The following is a 21434-nucleotide window of genomic DNA, read 5'->3' on the forward strand; positions in this document are numbered from 1 at the left end:
CGAGGCGAAGCAGTCCCCGGAGGCCGTTCCGTGTCCGGGCCGCCGACACGTAGACACGGCAACACCACCTGGCTCAACGACTGCCCGCCGGAGAAGCGGTCGGCCCTCGACCCGCAGACCCTGGCCCAGGACGCCGGAGTGCCTGCCGTCTGGCTGAACGGCCCACGGTTCTGGCTCATGGACCGCATCACCGCGTTCAGGGCTGGCGACGTCCACTTCTACCAGGACACAGTGATCAACCGGGACACCGAGTGGCTGTTCTCTGTGGGAAAACCCACCCACCACCAACTGCTCGATCCCGAACCCTCAGGCGACGCGGGTCAGAGGAGGACACTCCCAGACCGCGTCGATCACCGCCGGGCGGGGCCGGTACATGCGGAGGGCCACGAACCAGGTGCCTTCCTTCGCGGTGGGCAGCCAGTTGGCTTCCTTGCCCTGGTCAGGCGGCTCGCTCTGCAGGTGGATGGTCAGTCCGCCGTCCGCGTCCCACTGCAGGCCGGTGCTGCGGTCACCCACCGCGTAGCGATCGGCCGGGTTGGGGATGAGGTTCATGTCCTCCCCGTAGGCGGTCAGCGACCAGAAGGCGTCGACCGGTGGCAGTGCGTCGCCGGGGAAGTGCAGTTCGTACCGGCCTTCGGGGGTCAGCTTTTTGCCGTCCGCGTCGTCGAAGTTGAGCAAGTAGACCGCTTCGGCGGGGTCGTTGGCGGCGACTCCGAGCAGTGACTGGTCGGCGGCGCGTTTGAGGAAGTCGTCGCCGAAGCGTCCCATCTGCGGGGGAGGGTAGCGCCAGCCGTGGACGAGGTGGGCCCAGTCGCCGCTGAGAATCTGCTGTTTGAGCAGAGGCATGCCGACGGCGGCGGCCCGGGTCAGGCTTCGTTTGACCGCTTCGGGCTGAGCCTCGACGTCGAGGCCGGGGCCTATACCGATCTGGGCGAACTGCTGGAGAAGGACGTCGTGGTGGGCCGGTGGAGGGTTCTCGGCCAGCATTGCGTTCAGGGTCTTCCACGGCCCCAGGGGATCCTCCTGTGCCGGGACGGGTGTCAGGACGTCACGGCTTTCGGGGATCTTCGCGTCCGCCTTGCCGAACAGGCTGAGCGGGGTGAGCCGGTACTGTTCCTGGAGTTCCCGGACGCGTGGCACGTCGTCCGGGCCGCTGACGAGGGTGCGGCCGAGGACGAGAACCCAGGGGCTGGGGGCCTTCTTCAGACGTCGCACCTCGGCGGGAAGTCTGCCCTTCCAATCCGGGCCGACGAGGGCGAAGCTGCCCGCGCCGGAGCCGGTGGTGCGCTGACCGACGTAGTCGAAGTTGTCGGACGTGATCCCCACCAGCTCGAAGGTGAAGTACCGATCGCCCATGTCCGGATGGGAGAGGATGACCGGCTCGCTGCCGAGGTTCACCCAGGCCGCCGAATACAGGGTGTCGTTGTTGGGGCACCCGCCGTCGCGGTACGTCGCGTCCAGCAAACGCTCTGCATGCCAGAAATGGTTGACGGGCGCGTAGGGAACCGTCGCGGGGCTCCGCGGCTGCGTCACCCAGTCGTGCCTCAGCTGAGCGTTGTAGATGTACGGAAACCCGTAGACGAACGCCTGCTCACCGAGCGTGTAGGCGTACTCGCCACGCCAGTCGCCCATGCGCCCGGTCAGGATCGGCTTCACTGCCTGACCCAGCGCGGGCACGATATCCGGCAGATGGCGTGCGCGATCGATGGTGGACTTCGGGTGAAGGGCCGCACGCCCGGCGGCCCGTGCCACTGTGACGGCTACGCCGGCCACGTCCCCGGGAATACGCCGCCAGGCAGGGCTCTGTGATGGTTCGGACATTTCAGCACCACTTCGCTCAACAGCATCGAGGGCAAGGTCTCAGGACCCCGGCCGCGTGGTCTCACCTCCCCCAGCGACCATCCTCCCCCGCGTTGCCGGTCGACGCAGCCGGAGAGGTCCCGACCGCCTCACCCAGGGCGGCCATGGGCCACGACGGCTGCCTCCCTCGGTGCGGACGTAAATGGCACTCCGTATGGCTGAACGGCGCAGACCGTCCAAGAGCGGGCGTCCGGACAAGCGCATAGGTTTGCGACCACGGGGGTGAGGCCCTGGGCGCTTCCGGAGCCAGTCGGTGCCAAGGGAATGCAGATCGCCCAGAACCTTCGCGTCGCAGAAAGTGAGTGACCATATGTCGTCATCGCCGGCCGACCAGACTTCAGTGATCAGGACGTTCGAGAATCTCCGCGGCGTGCCCCACGCCGAGATCGTCGTCTTCGCCAAAGATGCCGACGGTCCCGGAGCGACGGGGGTTGTTTACAACACCCTCGGCCTGCCGGTCGACTTCACCGACGAGCAATTCCGCGCCCTGGATCCCGCCGCCCTCGCAGCGGAGTTCCACGGGGACGCCGTATGGATGAACGGGCCGCGCCGCGCGCTCATGGACGCCGCCACCGGGGAGCTTCGTGACGCAGGACGAGTCACCTCCGTAGAGGGCATCGCCATGCACACCGTGGCCGATATCCATGTCCCCGACCTGCAGACGTTCCTCAGCGCCCAGCGGCCGCCCTACACGCAGCTCACCGTGGGACGCACTACCCAGTGGCTCTTCCTGAAGGGCAGCGAGATCCACGAACTCGTTTCCCCCGAGGGACACCAGTACGTCATGCAAAGCCTCTCCCGGCACGTCGCCCCGGACCTGAACGTGGAGCAACTGCCCACGCTCGGGGAACGCCTGCAGCTTCCTGAAGGCTGGCAGTACCGCGTCCGCACGCTCGACGAAGATCTGCGGGTGAGCGCACGCGGTGACGCACACATCGTCTTCGACGAGTACGAGAACAACTACCAGCGCCACGCCTGATCCTCGTCCCGGCGTCCGGGCGGGAGCGGGACGACGGCGGGCTCGACCACACCTGCCGACGGCCCACCAGCTCTGGAGGAGGAGCCGGGCCGGCGCCCCACCGATCCCCATCCCTGGACGACCGGCAGGAGCGTCTCGTTCCTTGCCCTGCCAGGCGGACCACTGGCCGCTTTTCGTGTCGCCACCCGTTCAGAACGGATCCGGCACGCATGCGGCCGGGAAAGGTCGGTCGGGGCGCCTCGCGCGCGTTCGCCAGGCGCCGGCCGCAGCGCTTGGCGGCGTCGGTTCGGCGAGCCCGTGCAGGCCGAGGTCCGGAAGGGGGCGTTCACCGCGTCCGGGCTTCGAGATGCGGTCACCGACACCTGCTGGATACGCTCGCTGAGTGGCCGGGTGATGATGGCTCAAGGCTGCGGCGCAGCAGCCGCCCCACCCCGCCCAGCGGAAACGAAGACTCCCGCATTCCAAACCTCTGCAGTGTTCACGCCTCCACGGGAGGAAGGTCGCGATGAGGTTCACCCGCATGCGTACAGCAAAAGCCACCGCGGCAGCCCTGCTCGCCATCCCGTTCGCGCTTGGAGGTCCGGCGTCGCCGAGCCACGCACAGGATGCGTCTCCCAGCCCGTCGGGGACGTTCGGTCCCGGCTGTTCTTCGCTCTCCCAGAAGGCCGACACGGCCAAGGACGAGGTCTCAGAAGCTGCGGCCGCATATCCACAGCTCAGCCAGCTGGTGTCAGCCGTGGTCAGAGCAAAGCTGAGCGGCATCCTCGACGGGAAACCCGACGTCACCATCTTCGCTCCCAACGACCAGGCGTTCCAGAAGGTGACCGTGTCGCAGCTCGCCTCGCTCCTCAGCAATCAGGGACAGCTGAAGAAGGTGCTGACTTACCACGTCGTGGACAAGCAGATCACCCCGAACGAACTCTCCAACGGCTCCTTCACGACGGTGGAAGGCAGTAAACTGACCACGTCGGGCTCGGGCACCGACTTCAAGGTCAACGGCAAGGCGAACATCGTCTGCGGCAACATCAAGGCCGCGAACGCCACCATCTACGTCATTGACGCAGTTCTCCAGCCCCCGTCCTGACTCATGGCTCTCGTTTCCGGCGCGGGGCGACCCGTGTGGACTCGGGAACGGGAGTCCCCTCGCGCAGCTTTCGGCCCGTGGCCGTGGTCTTCTCGTGCCAGCTGCCGTACCGGTCGGCGAGGGCGACGGCGGAGACACCGTGCAGCAACACGCTCAGGCCGACAGTGACCGCCACCACTCTCGCCAGCAACTCGACTCCCTGGACGTGTTCCTCCTCAAGGAGCAGGAGTCCGAGCACCACGGATGCCAGACCGCGGGGTCCGAACCACCCGATGTAGGCCACCGTGGGAAGTCGCAGCCCGCTGCCGGCGAGCGCGACGGCCACTGGCAGCATCCGGACGACGGTGAGGCTGAGAACTGCGTAGCCGACGATGCCCCAGCTCAGGTTCTCCAGCGTCGGGCCGAGCAGTACGGCTCCGAAGACCAGCAGACTGAGTGAGGCCAGGAGTTCCCCGAGGTGCTCGGTGAAGGCGGCGGTACGGTCGGGAACGTCCTGCAAAGGCTCGGGGCTCTCCTGCGGTTCGGTGGCCGGGAACCGGCGCAGTGCGAAGCCGAAGGCGAGGCCGCCGATCCAGGCGGCGATGAAGCCACTGCCGTCCACCACGACGGCCAGTGCGTACGCGGCCGTGGCGACGGCCGGGACGAAGAGCTGTGCCCACTCACGCGAAACCCATCCCCGTGCCTGCGCCGATCGCAACAGCCGGCCGCCGACCGCGCCGACCGCGAAGCCCAGGACCGAGCTGAGTACCAGCGCGCGCCAGAACACGCCCGATTCTCCCTCTTGCGCCGTGGACGTGCCTGGTATGGCGGCCAGAAAGAGTACGAAGAACGGCAGCACCATGCCGTCGTTCAGGCCGCTCTCCACGTTGAGGCCATGCCGGACGAGTGCCGGGACCCGTGGACTGGACATGGCGGTCTTGCCGAGAGCTGCGTCCGTGGGAGCGAGGACGGTGCCGACCAAGGCGAGTTCCCAGAGGGTCAGCCCGGGCAGCAGGGGCCATGCCAGCAGCCAGCCTGCCCCGATGCTCATCGGCAGACCGACGCACAGAAGCCTGCCCGGCAGGAAACCGCCGGTTCGCAGGTCCCGTCTGCGGACAGTCATGGCGTCCGTGAACAGCACCAGGGTGAGGGCCGCTTCGAGCAGCGCGACGACCGGCTCGGCCCCGCGCTTCAGGTCGACGATGTCGAGCGCCACCGGACCGAGCAGGACTCCGCAGCCGACAAACACCATCGCCGACGACACTGGTGACGATGCCAGTCGCCGCGAGCACAGGGCGTATGCGGCAGTGACTCCCGCCACCGCCACGCCGGCCCATGCTTCGCCGCTCATCGCCGGAGCCTTCCGTCGGCATCACTCCGCCCGGTAGCGCAGAAGGCAGGTCCCCGGTACTCCGGGCCTGATGGTCCGCCCGAAACCATCTTCCTCCGGCTGTCCGGCCGACGCAGCCGGAGAGCATCCGGCGAGGAGTAACTACCCACACTCGGTTACGGACTCCAGCTTCTGAAGGCTTGCGGCGCGTCCGCACGCTCGACGCGGAACGACCACCAACGCCAAACCTGATCCAAGGACGCCTGGGCACCCCTCCCATACGCCCCCCACCGGGGCTACGTCAGGGCCGGTCACCGGACGGTCCTGCACGGGGCGTCATGAGAGGGATCGAGTATGAAGCCGGGCGGTGCTGACCAGGGGAGACAGCACTACGCGGCGACATCAGACACCACCCGACAGGGATTCGATCCCCAGGGAGGGGTTCCAGTCGGTCTGCTCGGTCATGTCGGCGAGGCTCGCCGGAGCGCCGTCGCCGACCTCACGGGTTCAATTTCAGTTGCGCACTGCCGCCCCTCGGGTGAGGTCGAACTCCACGTCCACAACTCCTTCGACGGCCCGCACCAGACGCGCGGCCACGGGGACCAGCGCGGGTTCGTGGACCTGGCCCGTCAGTGTGGCGACGCCGTCGTGCACGTCCACCTGGATGGCCGAGGACATCAGTGGGAAGAGGTACGACACGATTTCGTGCCGGATCTCCTCGGCGATCTCCTGGTCGTCGCGCAGGAAGACCTTGAGCAGGTCGGCGCGGCTGACGATGCCCGCCAGCAGACCGGCCTCGTCGACCACGGGCAGCCGCTTGACCTTCTTGCGAGCCATGATCCGCGCGGCCTCGGCCAGGGTCGCGTTCGCGCGGACGGTGATCGCGGGCGAGGACATCAGGTCTCCCGCGGTGACCGCACCGGCCTTCGCCACCTCCTCGGGTCGGCGCAGCAGAGCGTAACCCTCCTTGGGGCTGTCCCGGAGTTCCTCGGTGGGCAGCAGGTCGGCTTCCGAGACCATGCCGACGACCCGGCCCTCGCCTTCGAGCACGGGCAGGGCGCTGACTCCCCACTCCTGCATCATCCCCACGATCACCTTGAACGAGGCCCACCGGCCGACGGAAGCGACCGGGTGGGTCATGACATCGCTGACGATGTGCGGGGTGCCGTACATGGTGACCCCCTAAGGTCCTCGCCGAGTGAACCCGCTCCTTCCAGCGTGTGCCGGTCCGCGGAGGGGCGGGGAGAGGCCCCTCGGCCCCCTGACGGGCCGTTCGGCCTTGGACATGTCCGAGGGGACAACTCGGCCGTCAGGCAGGACCGCTCCGAGACCGCGCGGCTGCGGAGGCGGAGCTTGGTGCCCAGGCCGGTAGCCAATGGAACCGGCCGACCGGCCCGCAGGGCCCGGTGTCGGGGGCCACCAGGCACAGCAAGCCCGACCGTGACGGCGAGGGAGGCCGCGAGCGACGCGTAGTGCCGGAGACCGTTGTCGGCCCGGCCCGACCACCGTGGCCGTCAGCCAGGCCGTCGTGGACTCCGGGCCGACCGACAGCAGTCCGGAGGAACCGAACAGCGCGTACAGCGCCAGCGCCGGAAGGATTGCCCGGAGTCGGGCGATCGGTGGCAGACCGGCGACTCCCGCGTAGGCCTTGCGGATCTCACCCCACCCTCCGATCCGTCAAGGGCGGGCGCCGACCAACTCCCTGCAAGCGGCGGGTCCGCGGCACCTTCAACGTCCGACGGCGGTCGTTTTCCAGGGAAGGGCCAATCGGCTCGCGACAGGGACGACCGGCCCGGCGACGACGGCGGTAGGGGGCGCGGGACGGCCCGCGCCCGGCGAAGGGAACCTGCTCATGGAATGGATCAAGCACGCTGAACGGGTTGCTTCCACCCGATCTGCGGCTTCGCCGGCTCCTTCGAGGGCCGCGACCGTCACCGCCAGCCCCACCTTCCTGTACACCCCGGGAGCGGTCGAAGGGCGCGGCAACCGGATCAGGACCATCCAGCGCACGCCTTGTCCCGCGCGGTGAGGAGGACCCCCGTGATCAGGTCGGGATGGATGCGTACCGCGTGGTCCGTGCCCGGCTGGGCCGCCCAGGGTTCGAGCAGGGCCCGAATGCGGACCAGCTCGCCGGGGTCGGTCACCAGCCGGGCGTAGCCCGTGACCACCACGCTCCAGCCGAGATGTGTGTCGGGGTCGATGGCGTCCGCCTCGTAGGCGACGACGACACCCGTGTCGTCACCCTGCAGGGTCTGGGACGTGAGGGCCGACCCCTCGAGGATGCGGATGACGATGTCGCCTCCGTCGAGGACGTGATTGACCGGACGGACCGTGGGCAGGGCTTGCACGGTGAAGACGATCCTGCCCATGGACACGCTGCCGAGCAGCCGCAGCGCCTCGGCACGATCGAGGTCGATGCGCCGGTGCGGAGGACGGTCGACGTAGCGGACCATGACGTCCCTCCTCGGCTCTGCGGTCTCACATGTCTCCAGCGTCGAGAGGGACAGGCCGCCGGGGTAGGTGCTCTCCGTCCCCGGAGGTGGGCCGATCGGCCCCCGAACAATGCCGTGCGGCGGGACCACGTGAGCCAGAGCCGGAGGAGTTGGCTGCGTGGATGGCGCACCGACTTCCACCGGACACGGCTACGGTGGTACCGAACCCCCTGATGGTTCCCTGCATGCCGACGGACCTGGAGGAGCGTGGTGGCAGGCCTGGAGGAGCCTCGCGTATCACTGCCGCAGCTGAAGCTCGACGAGCTGCTGGAGGAGCTGCAGGACCGGATCGACGTGGCCCGGGGCACGCGGGAGCGGATGCGCAGCCTGCTGGAGGCGGTGCTGACCGTCGGCCGGGAGCTGGACCTGGAACAGGCACTGCACGCCATCGTGGAGGCCGCCGCCGTGGTGGTGGACGCCGGGTACGCGGCCCTGGGCGTCATCGGACCGGACGGCACACGGCTGTCCGCCTTTCACACAGTGGGCGTTACTGAGAAGCAGATCTCCGAGATCGGCCCGTATCCGGAGGGCCACGGCATCCTCGGCGAGCTGATCCGGCACCCCGAGCCGCTTCGGCTCGTGAAGATCTCCGAGCACCCGGCCTCGTACGGCTTCCCGCCGAACCACCCGCCGATGAACGGCTTCCTCGGCGTCCCGATCCGCGTCCGGGACGAGGTCTTCGGCAACCTCTACCTGACCGAGAAGAAGGGCGGCGCCGCATTCGACGAGGACGATGAATCGGTACTGTCGACGCTGGCCGTGGCGGCCGGGGTGGCGATCGACAACGCTCGCCTGTACGAGGACTCACGGCTGCGTGAGCGCTGGCTGCAGGCGAACGCAGAGATCACGCACAGCCTGATGTCGGGCAGCGAACGCTCCGAAGCCCTCGACCTGATCGCCGAGTGTGCCCGGGAGATCACGGGCGCGGCCCTGGCGGCAGTCGCGATGCCCGTGGAGGACGGCGGATCGCTCGCTGTCGAGATCGCGGTCGGGATGGACGCGGAGGAGCACCGTGGGCTGGTGCTGCCCCTGCACGGAACCCTGATGGGTCTGGCGTACTCCGCCGCGGCCCCGGTCGCCAGCGACGACGTCACCCGCGACGCCCGGATCTCTCCGGAGCCTCCGCGCTTCGGTGGACTGGGGCCTGCTGTGGCCGTTCCCATCGGGACGGGGGAGGGGGGCGTCCGGGGCGTGGTGCTGCTGGCGCGTGAGGCCGGGCGGCCGGTGTTCTCCGAGGGGGAGACCGAGATGCTGCGGGGGTTTGCAGGGCAGGCCGCGATCGCCATGGAACTGGCGGAGCGCCGCGCGGACGCCGAGGAGATCGCGGTGCTCCAGGACCGGGACCGGATCGCCCGGGACCTGCACGACCTGGCCATTCAGCGGTTGTTCGCCACCGGGATGACCCTGCAGAGCGCCGGTCGTTTCATCGAGCACCCGGAGGCTTCGGAGCGGGTGCTGCGGGCCGTGGACGACCTGGACGAGACCATCAAGATCATCAGATCGGCCATCTTCGGGCTGCGCGCCCGCGAGGGTACCCAGGGCAGCGGACTACGAGCCCGGGCGGTGCGCGCGGTCGACGAGGCGGCTCCGGTGCTGGGCTTCGCACCGAGCGTGCGAATGGAGGGCCTGGTCGACACCGATGTGCCACGCGACATCGCCGACCACGTCGTGGCCGTGCTCTCCGAGGCCCTCACCAATATCGCCCGGCACGCCCACGCCGATCGCGCACAAGTCGCCCTGACGACAGATGGCAACGAGGTGGTGCTGACCGTCTCGGACAACGGCGTGGGTATCCCGTCCGAAGGACACCGCAGCGGACTGCGCAACATGGCCGAGCGGGCGGAACAGATGGGCGGGCGACTCGACGTGTCCGGCCCGGACGTCGGCGGCGCCCTGATTGAGTGGCGGGTTCCGTTGTCGGCGAAGTGAAGCAGGGGGCCAACAGGGTCGAGCGGCTCCTGGTCGTCGAACAGGACGGCGCCCTCAGGGACATCGTCAGGCGTTCCGACCTGACGAACCGTTGCCGGCTACTTCCGGATCACCGTGCAGTCGGCGGAAATCGGTCAGCCGTCCGCCCGGTACGGGTGCGGACAGGTCGGTGTCGGCCGGCGTCTCCCCACTCCCGTCGGCTCCCAGCGCTATGCGATATCGGTGCACGTTGCCCGAGACATGGTCGAACAGTGTGGGGCGCGTTGCCTTGTCCCGCCGCCGCGAGAGCATCCACTCGCGGTGTCGGATGCGGCCGTCCGCGTGCCGTCGGTGCCGTCAGTGGTCACGCGGGACCGGTCGCGGCCGCGTCGTTCAGGGTGTCGTGCACCTCGAGGTCATGGGTCGGGTTCGCGAGGCGCAGGAGCCTGCGCACCCGCCCGTTGGCGACGACCAGGCGTACCGTGCCGCCGCGCCTGGCCGCCATGTGATGGGCGCCGACGAGTGCGCCCAGCCCGTGGGCGTCGCAGAAGGTGACGTCACCGAGGTCGACGATCACCCGTGGCCGACCGCCGTGGTCGGCCACAAGGTCTTCCAGTTGCGCGCGCAGCCTCGGCGTGGTCAGTAGATCGATCTCACCTGTCAGGCTGGCGACCGTCCAGCCGTCGAGACGGCTCAGGGACACTCGCAGCTCCGCCCGTCCGTCCCCCTGTCGGAATTCCCTGCCCATGGCGCACCTCCTGCCACGCCCCTACGGGCAGCGTCATGTGCCTGGCAGGACGGCGACAGGGGCGACCGGTCCCTGTCGGGGGGCCGACCGTCCTCTCGTGCAGTGGGCCGGTCGGCCCATGCCTGCCGCAGGCTCCGCCTCAGCTGGGTTCCTCACCCGGTAATCCCGCGGGAGACAGCGGTACCACCGGGCCGCTGAAGGGGAGTTGTTCGGGCCGCGCCTGTCGGACGTGGATCACAAGAAGGCGGCTTCACCACATGAGGCCGTGGGCGTTGGTGCCGCCCGCCCCTGATAATGCCACGCTGCCCACCACTCGACGGTGGGATCAGGGATCAGGACGCTCCGCTCGTCGTCTGCGCCGGCTGGTCGGTGGCTGTCGGGGCGTTGGCCGGGCTTTGCGGGTGGTCGTCGGAGGGGTGCTCGACCGCGTCGGAGGCCGGTCCGGAGACGCTCGGCAGCATGTGGGCGTAGCCGGCCCCGAGCAGAAGGGCTGCGGCCGCCGCGGCGGTGGCGGTCCGGCGGGTCGTGGTGCCCACTCGTCGCAGTCCCCGTGCGCGTCGCCGCACCCGGTCGGGATCTGCCGTGGGTCCGGGTATGGGCATGGGCCGACCTCCTTCGGTCGAAGGCGGTGCCGCGAGGCGTCGTCAGGCTCGCGGGCGCCATGTCCACAGCTTGCGTCGCCTCGCGTCGGAGAGCCGTTCAGGAAAGCTTCAGATCCGGCAAAGCCGGGCGGAGGCGGCAGCGGCCCTTGGACGAGCCCGACCTCCGTCCGTGCCAGGTGTCGGCCCTCCGCCGGTCCGAAGAGCGGTCCACGTCGTCCTACGCTGGTGCCGTGGAACAGGAAATCGGCCCTCGGGCGGATCCGGACGCGCTCACGGTGCTGGTTGTCGAGGACGACCCGGGGCTCGCCGGGTCGCTGGTGCGCGGCCTGGAACGAGCCGGCTACCGGGCGGTCGGCGTCAGCACCGGACGTGGCGCGCTCACCCACGTACCGGCACCTGATGTGGTCCTGCTCGACCTCGGCCTGCCGGACATGGAAGGCATCGAGGTCTGCCGCGTGCTGCGCCGACAGTCGGACGTGGCGATCATCGTGGTGACCGCGCGCGGCGAGGAGGGCGACCGGGTCGCCGCACTCGACGAAGGCGCCGACGACTACCTGGTCAAGCCCTTCGGGCTGGCGGAACTGCTGGCACGCATCAGGGCCGTACTGCGGCGCATCCGTCCGTCCGGGCCAGAACTGCTGGCTCACGGCCCGCTCGTCGTCGACCCGCGCACCCGCAAGGTGACGGTCAGCGGCGAGGAAATCGGCCTGACCCCCAAGGAGTTCGACATACTCCAGTGCCTCGCCGCCGATCCGGGCCGGGTCGTGACCCGCCAGGAGATCCTGGAACGCGCCTGGGATGCCCACTGGTACGGGCCCACAAAGGTGCTGGACGTCCATATGGCCGCGTTGCGGCGCAAGCTGGGTGTGCCCGGACTGGTCGAGACGGTCTACGGCCGCGGTTTCCGCCTCGGTGAAGTCGGCTGACGCGCCGTGACCCGCCGCATCGCGCTCAGCGTCCTCGCCTTGATCACCGCGGTCCTGGTGCTGGCGGTGGTACCGCTCGGGCTGATCATGACGCAGCGCGAGCAGACCTCGTTCCGGGACGACTCGGCCGCGAGGGCGCGGTCCATCGCGTCCGCGGCCGAGGAGTATCTGTCCGACCGCAAGCGGGACGCAGCGGCGCGGCACCTCGTCCAGGAGGCCCACGGCAGAGGCGACTGCGCGGCCGTCTACGACAGGGCGGGCCATGTGGTGCTGTCCACCGCCTGTTCCGATGTGGCCGGGGACGATTCCGCGCGGCTGGTCGCCTCCGTGCTCGCCGATCCCGGCACCCGGGTCCGCCAGGACGACCAGTGGCTGACCACCTCCGTGCCGATCGGTGACGCCTCGGATGCCGTCGGGGTCGCGGTCCTGAGCCGGTCCGTCGATCCGCTGCAGGACCGGATCCTGGCGATGTGGGGCTGGCTCGCGTTGATCGGCGTCGGCGGTCTCGGTGCTGCCGTGCTGGTGGCGGTACTGCTGGCCCGCTGGGTCGGCCGTCCGCTGCGGGTGCTGGACGAGGCGGCGCAGCAGCTGGGGGAGGGGGCGCTGGACGTGCGGGCGCCGGCCGGGGCGGGACCGCAGGAGGTACGCCGCCTCGCGGCGACGTTCAACACGATGGCCGCGCGTACCGAGGCCCTGGTGCACGGTCATCGTGCCGTGGTCGCCGACGTGTCGCACCAGCTGCGCACTCCGCTGGCGGCGCTCCGGCTGCGGTTGGATCTGCTCGCCGCCGACGCCGAAGGGGACACCGCGGCGGAACTGGCCGATGCGCAGGGTGAGATCGCTCGGCTGTCCCGGCTGGTGGACGGTCTGCTGGCGGTGGCCCGTGCCGAGCACGCGGTGCCGCGACCGGGGCCGGTCAGGGTGGACCGTCTCGTGGCCGAACGGGTCGCGGCCTGGGAGCCCGTCGCACACACGGGCCGTGTTCGGCTCACCGCCGAATGCCGCCCTGGACTCACCGCCTTCCTCGGCGAGGGCGATCTGGAGCAGGTGCTCGACAACCTGATCGCCAACTCCCTGGACGCAGTCCAGCAGGGCGGCCGGGTGCTGATCACCGGCAGGCGGCAGGGCGGAACCGTTCGGCTGCGGGTCGTCGACAACGGCCCCGGGATGAGCCGGGCGGCGCGGGAGACATCGTTCCGTAGGTTCGGCAACCCCGAGGCGAGCGGTGCCGGGCTGGGCCTGGCCATCGTCCACCGGCTGGTCACCGCCAACGGCGGCACCGCCGACCTGCTGGATTCACCCGGTGGCGGGCTGACCGTGGCGTTGTCGCTGCCCGCGTCCCGGCGCGGACGCGACCGCGACGGGAAGCCCGGCTCCGGCGATACGCGGGCGAGCGACCCCTGAGTCCCTGAGGGACCATGTCGGCCGCGGGCTGCCACAGGCTCGTCATGGAGACAGCGCGGACTTGCCCAGGCGTGTCCGCCGACCCGTCCGTAAGGCCAGACTCGCCGCCCAGACCAGCACGTTTGCTGATCTTTGCGGGTTCTGAAGGATTCCTGAACCGGATCCCGACACATGCCTGCGCAGGCTGGTGGACGGATACCCACAGGTGTGGCCGCGCGGTGTCGGGCGCTTTACGACGGCACGCCGAGGGCCGAGGAGGAACCATGTCCCACCCCGACCACCCCACGTCGGCCGCCGGCCGGCGCCGTGACCGCGGCCTGCGCCGGGTCGGAAGCACCACTCGCTGGGTGGCCGCCGCTGCCGCGGCCGGCTCCGTGGCGCTCGCCACCGGATACGCCCACGCCCTGCCCGGGAAGTCCTCGTCCGCGCCCGGGAACATCTCCCGGCCGTCCGGTCTCACGCCCGCACCCATGTCGAGCACGCCCTCCGTGCCCCGGACCGCTTCGCACTCGGCGGCCCCGTCCAGGACCGCCGCACCACGTTCCCGCACGGCGCCGCACATGACCGTTCCGCGGCGACCGGCAACTCCCACCGCGCCCCCCGCCACACATTCGGCGACACATTCGGCAGCCTCCGCACCCACCGCGACGAAGCCTCCGGCCGCGACTCCACAGCCGTCGCACACCACGTCGGGTGCGTCATGACGTCCGCCGCCACACATCCGGCGTCGGTCTCCTTCCCCGCGCTGGGCACCACCGCCTCGCTGCTCGTCGCCGACCCCGGCGCCATGGCCGTGGCACGGCACGTGCTCGACGCCGAACTCGCCGCAGTCGACGCTGCGTGCAGCCGTTTCCGGCCCGACTCGGAACTGTCCCGTGCCAACGCCTCGGCGGGAGCCTCCGTCCATGTGAGCGCTCTGTTCGCCGAGGCACTGGACGTGGCGCTGCACGCGGCAGAGGTGACCGAGGGTGTCGTGGACCCCACTGTCGGAACCGCCGTGAGCGCGCTCGGCTACGACGTCACGTTCGCCGCGCTGCGCCCGCAGGACCTGGGCCCCGTACGTCCCGCCGGACCCTCCGCGGGCCGGCAGGCGGTGGAATGGGACCGGGCCGCCCGGCGGCTGCGGCTGCCCGCGGGCATCGCGCTCGACCTGGGCGCGACCGCCAAGGCCCTCGCCGCCGACCGGGCCGCCCACCGGGCCGCCGACGCGACGGGCTGTGGCGTCCTGGTCAACCTCGGCGGGGACCTCTCCGTCGCGGGCCAGGCGCCGTCGGGAGGCTGGCGGATCGCCATCGCCGACGACCATGCTGCGCCCGACTCCGCGGCCGCGCCCACGGTGAGCATCACCGAGGGTGGACTCGCCACCTCCGGCACCACCGTGCGGACCTGGCGCCGCGGGGGACGGCGACTGCACCACATCGTCGATCCCGCCACCGGCGACATCCCCCTCCCGGTCTGGCAGACCGTCAGCGTCGCCGCCATCAGTTGCGTGGCTGCCAACACCGCCAGTACCGAGGCCGTCGTCCTCGGCGAACGCGCCCTCTGCAGACTGCGCCGGGCGGGGCTGCCCGCGCGGCTGGTACGCGTGGACGGGACCGTCGAGCGGGTCTGCGGCTGGCCCGAGGACACCGTCGGAGGCACCCGGTGACCGGACTCGTCCCCCTGGCCGCAGTCGGCCCCAGCCCGCTCTGGTACGCGACCCGGGCCGGTGGCACCGTCGCCCTGGTGCTGCTCACCGCGACCGTCGCGCTCGGTATCGGCGTGGGCGGCCGGTACACACCGCGGCGACTCGCCCGCTTCGAGGTGAGCGCGCTGCACCGCAACCTGTCGGTGCTGACGCTGGTCTTCCTGGCCCTGCACATCGTCACCGCGATCCTCGACACCTTCGTCCACCTGGGCTGGCTGGTGACGCTGGTGCCGTTCACCGCCTCGTACCGGCCGCTCTGGCTGGGACTGGGCACGGTCGCGTTCGACCTGCTGCTCGCGGTCGCGGCCACCAGCGCGGTACGGCTGCGCCTGGGGCAGCGGCGGTGGAAGGCCGTGCACTGGCTGGCCTACGCGGCCTGGCCGGTGACGCTCTTCCACGCCGCCGGGACCGGCACCGACACCCGGCTCACACTGCAACTCGCCTTGTACGCCGCCTGCGTCGCCCTCGTCGTCGCGGCCGTCTGGTGGCGCTTGTACCGGGCGGGCCCGGGCCGGGTCGCGGTGCGGCTCTGGGCGGGGATCACGGCGGCTGCGCTGCCCGTGGTGCTGGTCGCGTTCATGAACTCCGGGCCATTGCAACCGGGCTGGTCGCACCGCGCGGGAGGCGCCACAGCCGCGAGCACGGGGACGGACACGGGCACGGGCACCGGCCACTCGGGACCCGCGCCGACCGATGACGAGGAAGGGTCCGAATGACCGACGCGACAACCGACGGACGGGCGACCCTGCCGGTCGGCGGCGGGCGTGACGGCATGCTGGGACCGTACGGCTCCCGGCTGCTGCACGGCTGGCACGCCACCGGCGGCGCAGCCGACCTGGACGAGCACCTCCGCCGGTACGGTCCACCGCCCTTCCCCCGCTCCACCGATGCGGCCGCACGACTCGTGCGCGCGGTGGAGGACGCCGGGCTGACCGGCAGGGGCGGCGCCGCCTTCCCCACCGGCCGCAAACTGCGCACCGTCGCCGCCGGGCGGGGCACCGCCGTGGTCGTAGCCAACGGTATGGAGAGCGAACCGGCCAGCCGCAAGGACGAGACCCTACTGAGCCTCGCCCCGCACCTGGTACTGGACGGCGCTGCGCTGGCCGCCGCCGCGGTCGGCGCCGACGTGGCGCACCTGTGCATACCGCGCACCAGGCAGGACCAGGCACACGCTCTTCGTGAAGCCGTCGAGAAACGTCGGAGGCCGGGCCTCGACCCGGTGCCGGTCCTGGTGCACGAACTGCCCCACCACTACGTCTCCAGCGAGGAGACGTCGCTGGTGCGGTGGCTGAACGGCGGCGACGCCCGCCCGATGGCGACCCCGCCTCGCCCCTTCGAGAAGGGAGTCGGCCGGCGTCCCACCCTGATCGACAACGTCGAGACCCTCGCCCACCTCGCACTGATCGCACGCTACGGTCCCGGCTGGTTCCGCAGCGCCGGGCGCCCCGATGCCGCGGGCACCACGCTGGTGACCCTCTCCGGTGCGCTGCGCACACCCGGCGTCTACGAAGTACCCATGGGCCGCCCGCTCGGTGAGGTGCTGGACGTCGCCGGGGGAGCAGCGGAACCGCTCGGGTCCGTCCTGCTGGGTGGCTTCTTCGGCAGTTGGCTGCCGGTGGGGCAGGCGCTGCGTGTCCCGTTCGCCAAACAGGACCTGGCCTCCCTCGGCGCGGGACCCGGTGCCGGAGTGATCGTGGCGCTTCCCGGCCGCGCCTGCGGTCTGGCCGAGGCGGCCAGAGTCCTCGGCTATCTCGCGGCGCAGAGCGCAGGCCAGTGCGGGCCGTGCCGGCTCGGGCTGCCGGCCGTCGCCGCGGACTTCGCGGACCTCGCCTGGGGCCGTCCCACCCAGGAGCTGACACAGCGCCTGGAGGGCCGTGTGGGACTGCTCGCCGGGCGCGGCGCCTGCCGACACCCTGACGGCGCGTCACGCTTCGCGGCGACCGCCTTGCGGGTCTTCGCCGACGACGTACGGCACCACCTGAGCCTCGGCCCGTGTGCCGCGGCAGGACACGAGCCCGTACTACCGGTTCCGGAGACACCGGCACCCGCCGACCGGGAATGGAGGTGATGGGCATGGCCGCTGCACACTCCCTCGGAATCGACCGCGTCGCATGCGACGGCTACGGCCTCTGCGCCGAACTCCTGCCGGAACTAGTCGAGTTGGACGAGTGGGGCTACCCGATCGTGGGATCGGCCCCTCTTACGGGTGAAGCTCTCGGGCACGCGCGGCGTGCGGTGACTGCGTGCCCGGCGCTGGCACTGCGCCTGGACCGGACACCGGAGCGTGCACCGGACCGGCAGCCGGCCCAGCGGTCGTGAACGAGTTCTTAACCCCACGTCAGACATACTTCTGCCGCCACGGCGCAGGTCGCGGGAGCGGGCAGGACAGCACTGGCGTCCGGGCTGGGCGGGGCCTGATCATCAGGAGGACGGACGAGTGACCTTGATCGACGGCAGGACACCCGCGGACGCATCGTTCGAGCCCCCCGGCGAGATGTCCGGTGGCCCGGAGGGGAACGAGCGGCTGACCGCTGCCACCGGTGCTGTGCTGCTGGTCCTGTTCGCCGTCGAGGGCGTCACCATCCTCTTCCTCGGGCAACTCCTCACCCTGCACTTCTTCATCGGTCTGCTGCTGACCGGCCCGGTCTGCCTCAAGATCGGATCGACCGGCTACCGGTTCTACCGCTACTACACCGGATCGCCCGCATACCACCGCAAAGGGCCACCCGCACCACTGTTGCGCGTGCTCGGCCCGCTGGTGCTCGCCACGAGTGTCGCGGTCCTCGGTACGGGAGTGACGCTGGCCCTGCTCGGACCCGGCACCGGCCCCGTTCCGGTGCTCCTGCTGCACAAAGCCAGCTTCGTCGGCTGGATCGCCGTGATGACCGTGCACGTGCTCGCCTACGTCTGGCGCCTGCCAGGTCTCATCAGCGCCGACCTGCGCAGCCGTCCTGCGCGTCACGGGATCGTCGCCCCAGGGCGCGCCGGACGCTGGTCGCTGCTGGCGGTCGCGCTCGGCGCCGGGCTGGTCGTCGCACTCGCCGGGATTCACCTGGTCTCCGCCTGGAGCAGATAGCGCGCGCCGGCACCTTTCCCAGAGCCGGGTCCTTGACCATGCCGACCATGGCGATGGGTTGCTCACTTCTCCCGACGACGCCGCCGTGTCACACATCAAACGATCAGGCCGTTCTCCGCAACGCGCAAAGAAGCCGGGCATACGGTCAGTACGGTCAGTACGAGAACATTGTTCAGGCTTGCATTGCGCCGCACCATAAGCTGCGGCTGATCCACGAAGAGCAGGGGAGCGCGGGGCGAGAGGCCCCGATTCGATTTGGGCTTCGGTTCTCGGATCTCTCCGAAACCGCTGCGTTGCACCGAAGGCCGGGTCTTCAGCAGTTCGGTCCTGCCGACGAGAGGAACGGAGCCGACAGGCCCACCGGCGGGAGCACTTGAGGACGCGCGCCAACGCGACGAAGCGCTCGGGCCTGCGTATGGAGCGGCGATGCGCGCACACCGCTCTCCAGTGATACCGCGCCGGCGTGACAGCTTCCTCCATCAGCGCGCTTTTTGTCGCAATGATTCCGACGGTCGGCGCGGACAGCGGGCAAAGTGGTGCTTTTCACATGGAGATCTCACTGTCGACCCAATCTTCACGCGAAAGTCGCTGCGTGAACTCAGGATTCAGAGGACATTCAGAGGCTGCCCACGGAACCGGCCGCTTTTGCTTCGCAAAGGGGACATTCCGTGGCATTCTCTTTGTGTTCGACTTCCCGAAGGCGCCGATCCGCCGTCCCGATTCGTGTAGCGTCAGCCGCCATCAGCGCGCCGCCTCTTCGGGAAGGGGAAATCATCCGCAGGCGGCTCGCTCTCGGGAGCATTGGAGTTATCCCCTGCATGAGCGCACTTCGAGTGCGGCGGCGGCCCGACCGGCCGACCCGCCCGTGCGTTCCGCGGGCGTGTCGATGTGAGGAGCTCACCACATGCTGAGGGACAAGGCGTCGGCCAGGCGCAGTCCTGCCGTCGTCGGGTGCGCCAGGTGGCTGGTCGTGGCCGTGACGGTGGTCGGCGTCTCCGCGCTCCTGGCTCCCGAGGCTGTCGCTGCCGCGCCGCCGATACCGGGATCACCGTTGGACGCGTACCGCGAGCACGTGCCGTACGACACGGGCGTGCACAAGATCGCACGGCTGGCCGCGCTCATCGCCTACGTGCTGATGGTCTCGACGGTCGTCCTGGGGGTGATGCTGAGACTGCGGTTCATGCAGCGCGCCGTCAACAGGGCCACGTTCTACGGCGCCCACATGACACTGGCTCTCTCAGCGATGATCTTCGGGGGCATCCACGGTCTGACATTCCTCTACCAGCCGATCTGGCGGATCGGCTGGGCGCAGCTGACGCTGCCTTTCCTGGGCGGCCTCCAGCGCGTTCCTGTGGGAATGGGCATCCTGGGGACGGAGTTGGCGATCGCCGTGGCCTGCTCGGTGTGGCTGCAGAACCGCCTGGGCTACCACCGCTGGCTGCGGATCCATCAGTTCGCCTACGTGTCCTTCACGCTGATCTGGCTGCACATCTTTCTGGTCCACCCGGAACCGCGCCACCTGAACCTGGTCGCGGTCGGCGTGGCGGCGGGTGCCGGCACGGTGCTGATGGCCTTCCTCATCCGCCTCCTTCCCTCGCGCTCCAGGCTGCGCCAGCGAGCCTTCCCGAGCGGGGCCGGAGCCGCCAGGTGAACCACCCTCATACCGGGCACCGGGCGGAACACTTCCACCCCACGGCACCGGGACACCGGCCCGGGGTCGTACCGTTCGTTCCCCAGCAGGCCCAGCCCGGCGTCGTGAACCCGGCGCGGTCTGCACCTGCCGAACTCCCGGTCGCCGCCCCGGTTCCGGCCGAGTCGTTCGATCTGCCGCGCCCCGTGCTGGTCCCGGAGGACGAGCCCGTCCGGGTCAGCGTGGACAACAACCGCTGTCACATCTACGGGATATGCCAGCAGGAGGCACCCGAGGTCTTCCGGATCTCCGGGGGCGGCTCGCTGCACTACACGCGTGCCGTTCCGGAGGAGTTCGCGGCCAAAGCGCGTCAGGCTGTGCGCTGCTGCCCCATGCAGGCGATCAAGATCGAGGGAGGGCGTACCCGCGCCTCCGGTTCCGTCGGCGAAAGGCTTCCCGGACGTCCCCTGCGCAGTGGTGCGTCGACGCGCGCAAGCCGCAAGCGCATCGTCGTCGCCGGCGCGGGACTGGCCGGCCTGAGCGCGGCCAGCCGGCTCAGAGAACGCGGCTTCGACGGAGAACTCGTCATCGTGGGCGAGGAAGCACACCGCCCCTACAGCCGCCCGCCCCTGTCCAAGCAGTTCCTCTCCGGCGAACTGGAGGCGGAGCAGATGACGTTCAGGGCGGAGGAGGCGCTGGACGCCCACTGGCTGCTGGACACCAGACTGGTCGGCCTCGACCTCTACGGGTCGGCCCTGCACCTGCGGGGCGGCGAGCGGCTTCCCTTCGAAGGTCTGGTCGTGGCCACCGGGGTGGACGCCAAGCGCCTTCCCGAAGCCCCGCTCTTCAGCGATCGCGTCCGCACGATCCGCACCCTGGAGGACGCCACCGCGGTACGTCGGGCGATGAATGCCGCGCACGCCCGCCACGTGGTGATCCTGGGCGGCGGATTCGTCGGCTGCGAACTGGCCTGCACACTGCGGGACCGCGGCCTGGACGTCACCCTCGTCGTGCACAGCGCGCCGCTGCTGCGCCGGGTCCTCGGCGAGCGGGTCGGCACCGTGGTCGGTGACATCCAGGGCAGGGCGGGGGTCGACGTACGGCTCGGCAACCGGATCACCGACTGGCAGGACCACGGCGACGGCCTCAGGCTGCGCCTGGACGACGGGGATGTGATCGACGCGGACTTCGTCGTCCTCGGCCTGGGCGGTGAACCGCGCACGGAATGGCTGCGCGACAGCGGGCTGGACGTCTCCGACGGAGTGCTGTGCGCTCCTACCTGTCACGCGATCGACCGCTGGGGCCGGCCGACTCCGCATGTTGTCGCCGCGGGTGACGTGGCCCGCTGGCCCAATCTGCGCTTCGACGCCGTACCGCGCCGGACCGAACACCTCATCCACGCCGTGGAGATGGGCCAGCACGCCGCCGACGCGCTGTTGCGCGGCCCGGACCGCGCCGCACGTTTCGCGCCGGTTCCGCGCTTCTGGTCCGAGCAGCACGGCACCCGCATCCAGGCCGTGGGAGTCCCCGCTCTCGGAACCGAGGTGGAGATCACCGAGGGGTCGCTGCGCTCTGAGCGTTTCGTGGCCCGCTACACCCGTGAGACCGCCCACGGCCCGCAGATCGTGGCAGCCGTTGCTTTCGACATGCCCTTGGAACTTCTCGAATACCGCGACCAGATCGGCCGGTCCCGTCCGCGCTCGCGGGCCCTGAACGGAAGGAGTTGACG

18 protein-coding genes and 1 pseudogene are annotated in these 21434 nt (G+C 70.3%); 12 read left to right on the forward strand and 7 right to left on the reverse strand.

Annotated features, from left to right (window positions below; genetic code table 11):
• Nucleotides 1-306: 306 nt before the first annotated feature.
• The gene (locus ACIRVH_RS06960) at nucleotides 307-1632 is read right to left on the reverse strand and encodes a DUF1254 domain-containing protein (protein ID WP_403948932.1); all 1326 of its coding nucleotides are present in this window, start codon (nucleotides 1630-1632) and stop codon (nucleotides 307-309) included.
• A gap of 598 nt (nucleotides 1633-2230) precedes the next feature.
• Between ACIRVH_RS06960 and ACIRVH_RS06965 the strand changes: the two genes are divergently transcribed.
• Together ACIRVH_RS06965 and ACIRVH_RS06970 are read left to right on the forward strand one after the other, a co-directional pair.
• The gene (locus tag ACIRVH_RS06965; protein WP_403948935.1) at nucleotides 2231-2839 is read left to right on the forward strand and encodes a hypothetical protein; all 609 of its coding nucleotides are present in this window, start codon (nucleotides 2231-2233) and stop codon (nucleotides 2837-2839) included.
• A 505-nt stretch (nucleotides 2840-3344) separates the two neighbouring features.
• Complete coding sequence (locus ACIRVH_RS06970; protein ID WP_403948938.1) at nucleotides 3345-3923, forward strand: fasciclin domain-containing protein; 579 nt, start codon at nucleotides 3345-3347, stop codon at nucleotides 3921-3923.
• A gap of 1 nt (nucleotide 3924) precedes the next feature.
• Here ACIRVH_RS06970 and ACIRVH_RS06975 read toward each other — a convergent pair whose 3' ends face one another.
• The 4 genes and pseudogenes from ACIRVH_RS06975 to ACIRVH_RS06990 all read right to left on the reverse strand — a co-directional run bounded on the left by ACIRVH_RS06975 (nucleotide 3925) and on the right by ACIRVH_RS06990 (nucleotide 7685).
• Nucleotides 3925-5253: a cation:proton antiporter gene (locus ACIRVH_RS06975; protein WP_403948941.1), complete on the reverse strand. Its 1329-nt coding sequence runs from the start codon at nucleotides 5251-5253 to the stop codon at nucleotides 3925-3927.
• Between the two features lie 492 nt (nucleotides 5254-5745).
• Entirely contained in the window at nucleotides 5746-6405 is a 660-nt protein-coding gene (locus ACIRVH_RS06980; protein ID WP_403948943.1) for a CBS domain-containing protein, read from the reverse strand.
• A gap of 257 nt (nucleotides 6406-6662) precedes the next feature.
• Nucleotides 6663-6879: pseudogene (locus ACIRVH_RS06985) on the reverse strand (SulP family inorganic anion transporter); the annotation flags it as partial.
• A 344-nt stretch (nucleotides 6880-7223) separates the two neighbouring features.
• Nucleotides 7224-7685 (reverse strand): pyridoxamine 5'-phosphate oxidase family protein, encoded by a 462-nt coding sequence (locus tag ACIRVH_RS06990; RefSeq protein ID WP_403948944.1) that lies wholly within the window; start codon nucleotides 7683-7685, stop codon nucleotides 7224-7226.
• 249 nt (nucleotides 7686-7934) lie between these two features.
• Here ACIRVH_RS06990 and ACIRVH_RS06995 point away from each other — a divergent pair, with 249 nt between their 5' ends.
• On the forward strand, nucleotides 7935-9653 hold the full coding sequence (locus ACIRVH_RS06995; protein ID WP_403948947.1) for a GAF domain-containing protein: 1719 nt from the start codon (nucleotides 7935-7937) through the stop codon (nucleotides 9651-9653).
• Between the two features lie 343 nt (nucleotides 9654-9996).
• Here ACIRVH_RS06995 and ACIRVH_RS07000 read toward each other — a convergent pair whose 3' ends face one another.
• A complete protein-coding gene (locus ACIRVH_RS07000) occupies nucleotides 9997-10380 on the reverse strand; it encodes an STAS domain-containing protein (RefSeq protein ID WP_403948948.1) in 384 nt (127 codons plus the stop codon).
• A gap of 332 nt (nucleotides 10381-10712) precedes the next feature.
• Nucleotides 10713-10982: a hypothetical protein gene (locus ACIRVH_RS07005; RefSeq protein WP_403948950.1), complete on the reverse strand. Its 270-nt coding sequence runs from the start codon at nucleotides 10980-10982 to the stop codon at nucleotides 10713-10715.
• A gap of 230 nt (nucleotides 10983-11212) precedes the next feature.
• Between ACIRVH_RS07005 and ACIRVH_RS07010 the strand changes: the two genes are divergently transcribed.
• From ACIRVH_RS07010 to ACIRVH_RS07050, 9 genes are all read left to right on the forward strand, one after another.
• Complete coding sequence (locus ACIRVH_RS07010) at nucleotides 11213-11908, forward strand: response regulator transcription factor (protein WP_403948953.1); 696 nt, start codon at nucleotides 11213-11215, stop codon at nucleotides 11906-11908.
• A gap of 6 nt (nucleotides 11909-11914) precedes the next feature.
• Complete coding sequence (locus ACIRVH_RS07015) at nucleotides 11915-13312, forward strand: sensor histidine kinase (RefSeq protein WP_403948955.1); 1398 nt, start codon at nucleotides 11915-11917, stop codon at nucleotides 13310-13312.
• 700 nt (nucleotides 13313-14012) lie between these two features.
• Nucleotides 14013-14960, forward strand: a complete 948-nt coding sequence (locus ACIRVH_RS07020; protein ID WP_403948958.1) for an FAD:protein FMN transferase — start codon at nucleotides 14013-14015, stop codon at nucleotides 14958-14960.
• The gene (locus ACIRVH_RS07025) at nucleotides 14957-15715 is read left to right on the forward strand and encodes a ferric reductase-like transmembrane domain-containing protein (RefSeq protein ID WP_403948961.1); all 759 of its coding nucleotides are present in this window, start codon (nucleotides 14957-14959) and stop codon (nucleotides 15713-15715) included. The genes ACIRVH_RS07020 and ACIRVH_RS07025 overlap by 4 nt, the downstream gene beginning before the upstream one ends.
• Entirely contained in the window at nucleotides 15712-17067 is a 1356-nt protein-coding gene (locus ACIRVH_RS07030; protein WP_403948963.1) for an NADH-ubiquinone oxidoreductase-F iron-sulfur binding region domain-containing protein, read from the forward strand. Before ACIRVH_RS07025 ends, ACIRVH_RS07030 begins: the two co-directional genes overlap by 4 nt.
• A gap of 5 nt (nucleotides 17068-17072) precedes the next feature.
• Nucleotides 17073-17318, forward strand: coding sequence for a ferredoxin (locus ACIRVH_RS07035; protein ID WP_403948966.1), 246 nt, complete (start codon nucleotides 17073-17075; stop codon nucleotides 17316-17318).
• Between the two features lie 118 nt (nucleotides 17319-17436).
• Complete coding sequence (locus ACIRVH_RS07040; RefSeq protein WP_403948969.1) at nucleotides 17437-18075, forward strand: hypothetical protein; 639 nt, start codon at nucleotides 17437-17439, stop codon at nucleotides 18073-18075.
• Nucleotides 18076-18979: 904 nt separating this feature from the next.
• Complete coding sequence (locus ACIRVH_RS07045) at nucleotides 18980-19726, forward strand: ferric reductase-like transmembrane domain-containing protein (RefSeq protein WP_403948972.1); 747 nt, start codon at nucleotides 18980-18982, stop codon at nucleotides 19724-19726.
• Nucleotides 19723-21432: an FAD-dependent oxidoreductase gene (locus ACIRVH_RS07050; protein WP_403948975.1), complete on the forward strand. Its 1710-nt coding sequence runs from the start codon at nucleotides 19723-19725 to the stop codon at nucleotides 21430-21432. Before ACIRVH_RS07045 ends, ACIRVH_RS07050 begins: the two co-directional genes overlap by 4 nt.
• The last annotated feature ends 2 nt before the right edge of the window (nucleotides 21433-21434 follow it).

Source organism: Streptomyces sp. NPDC101165 (assembly GCF_044768135.1).
Lineage (GTDB): Bacteria > Actinomycetota > Actinomycetes > Streptomycetales > Streptomycetaceae > Streptomyces.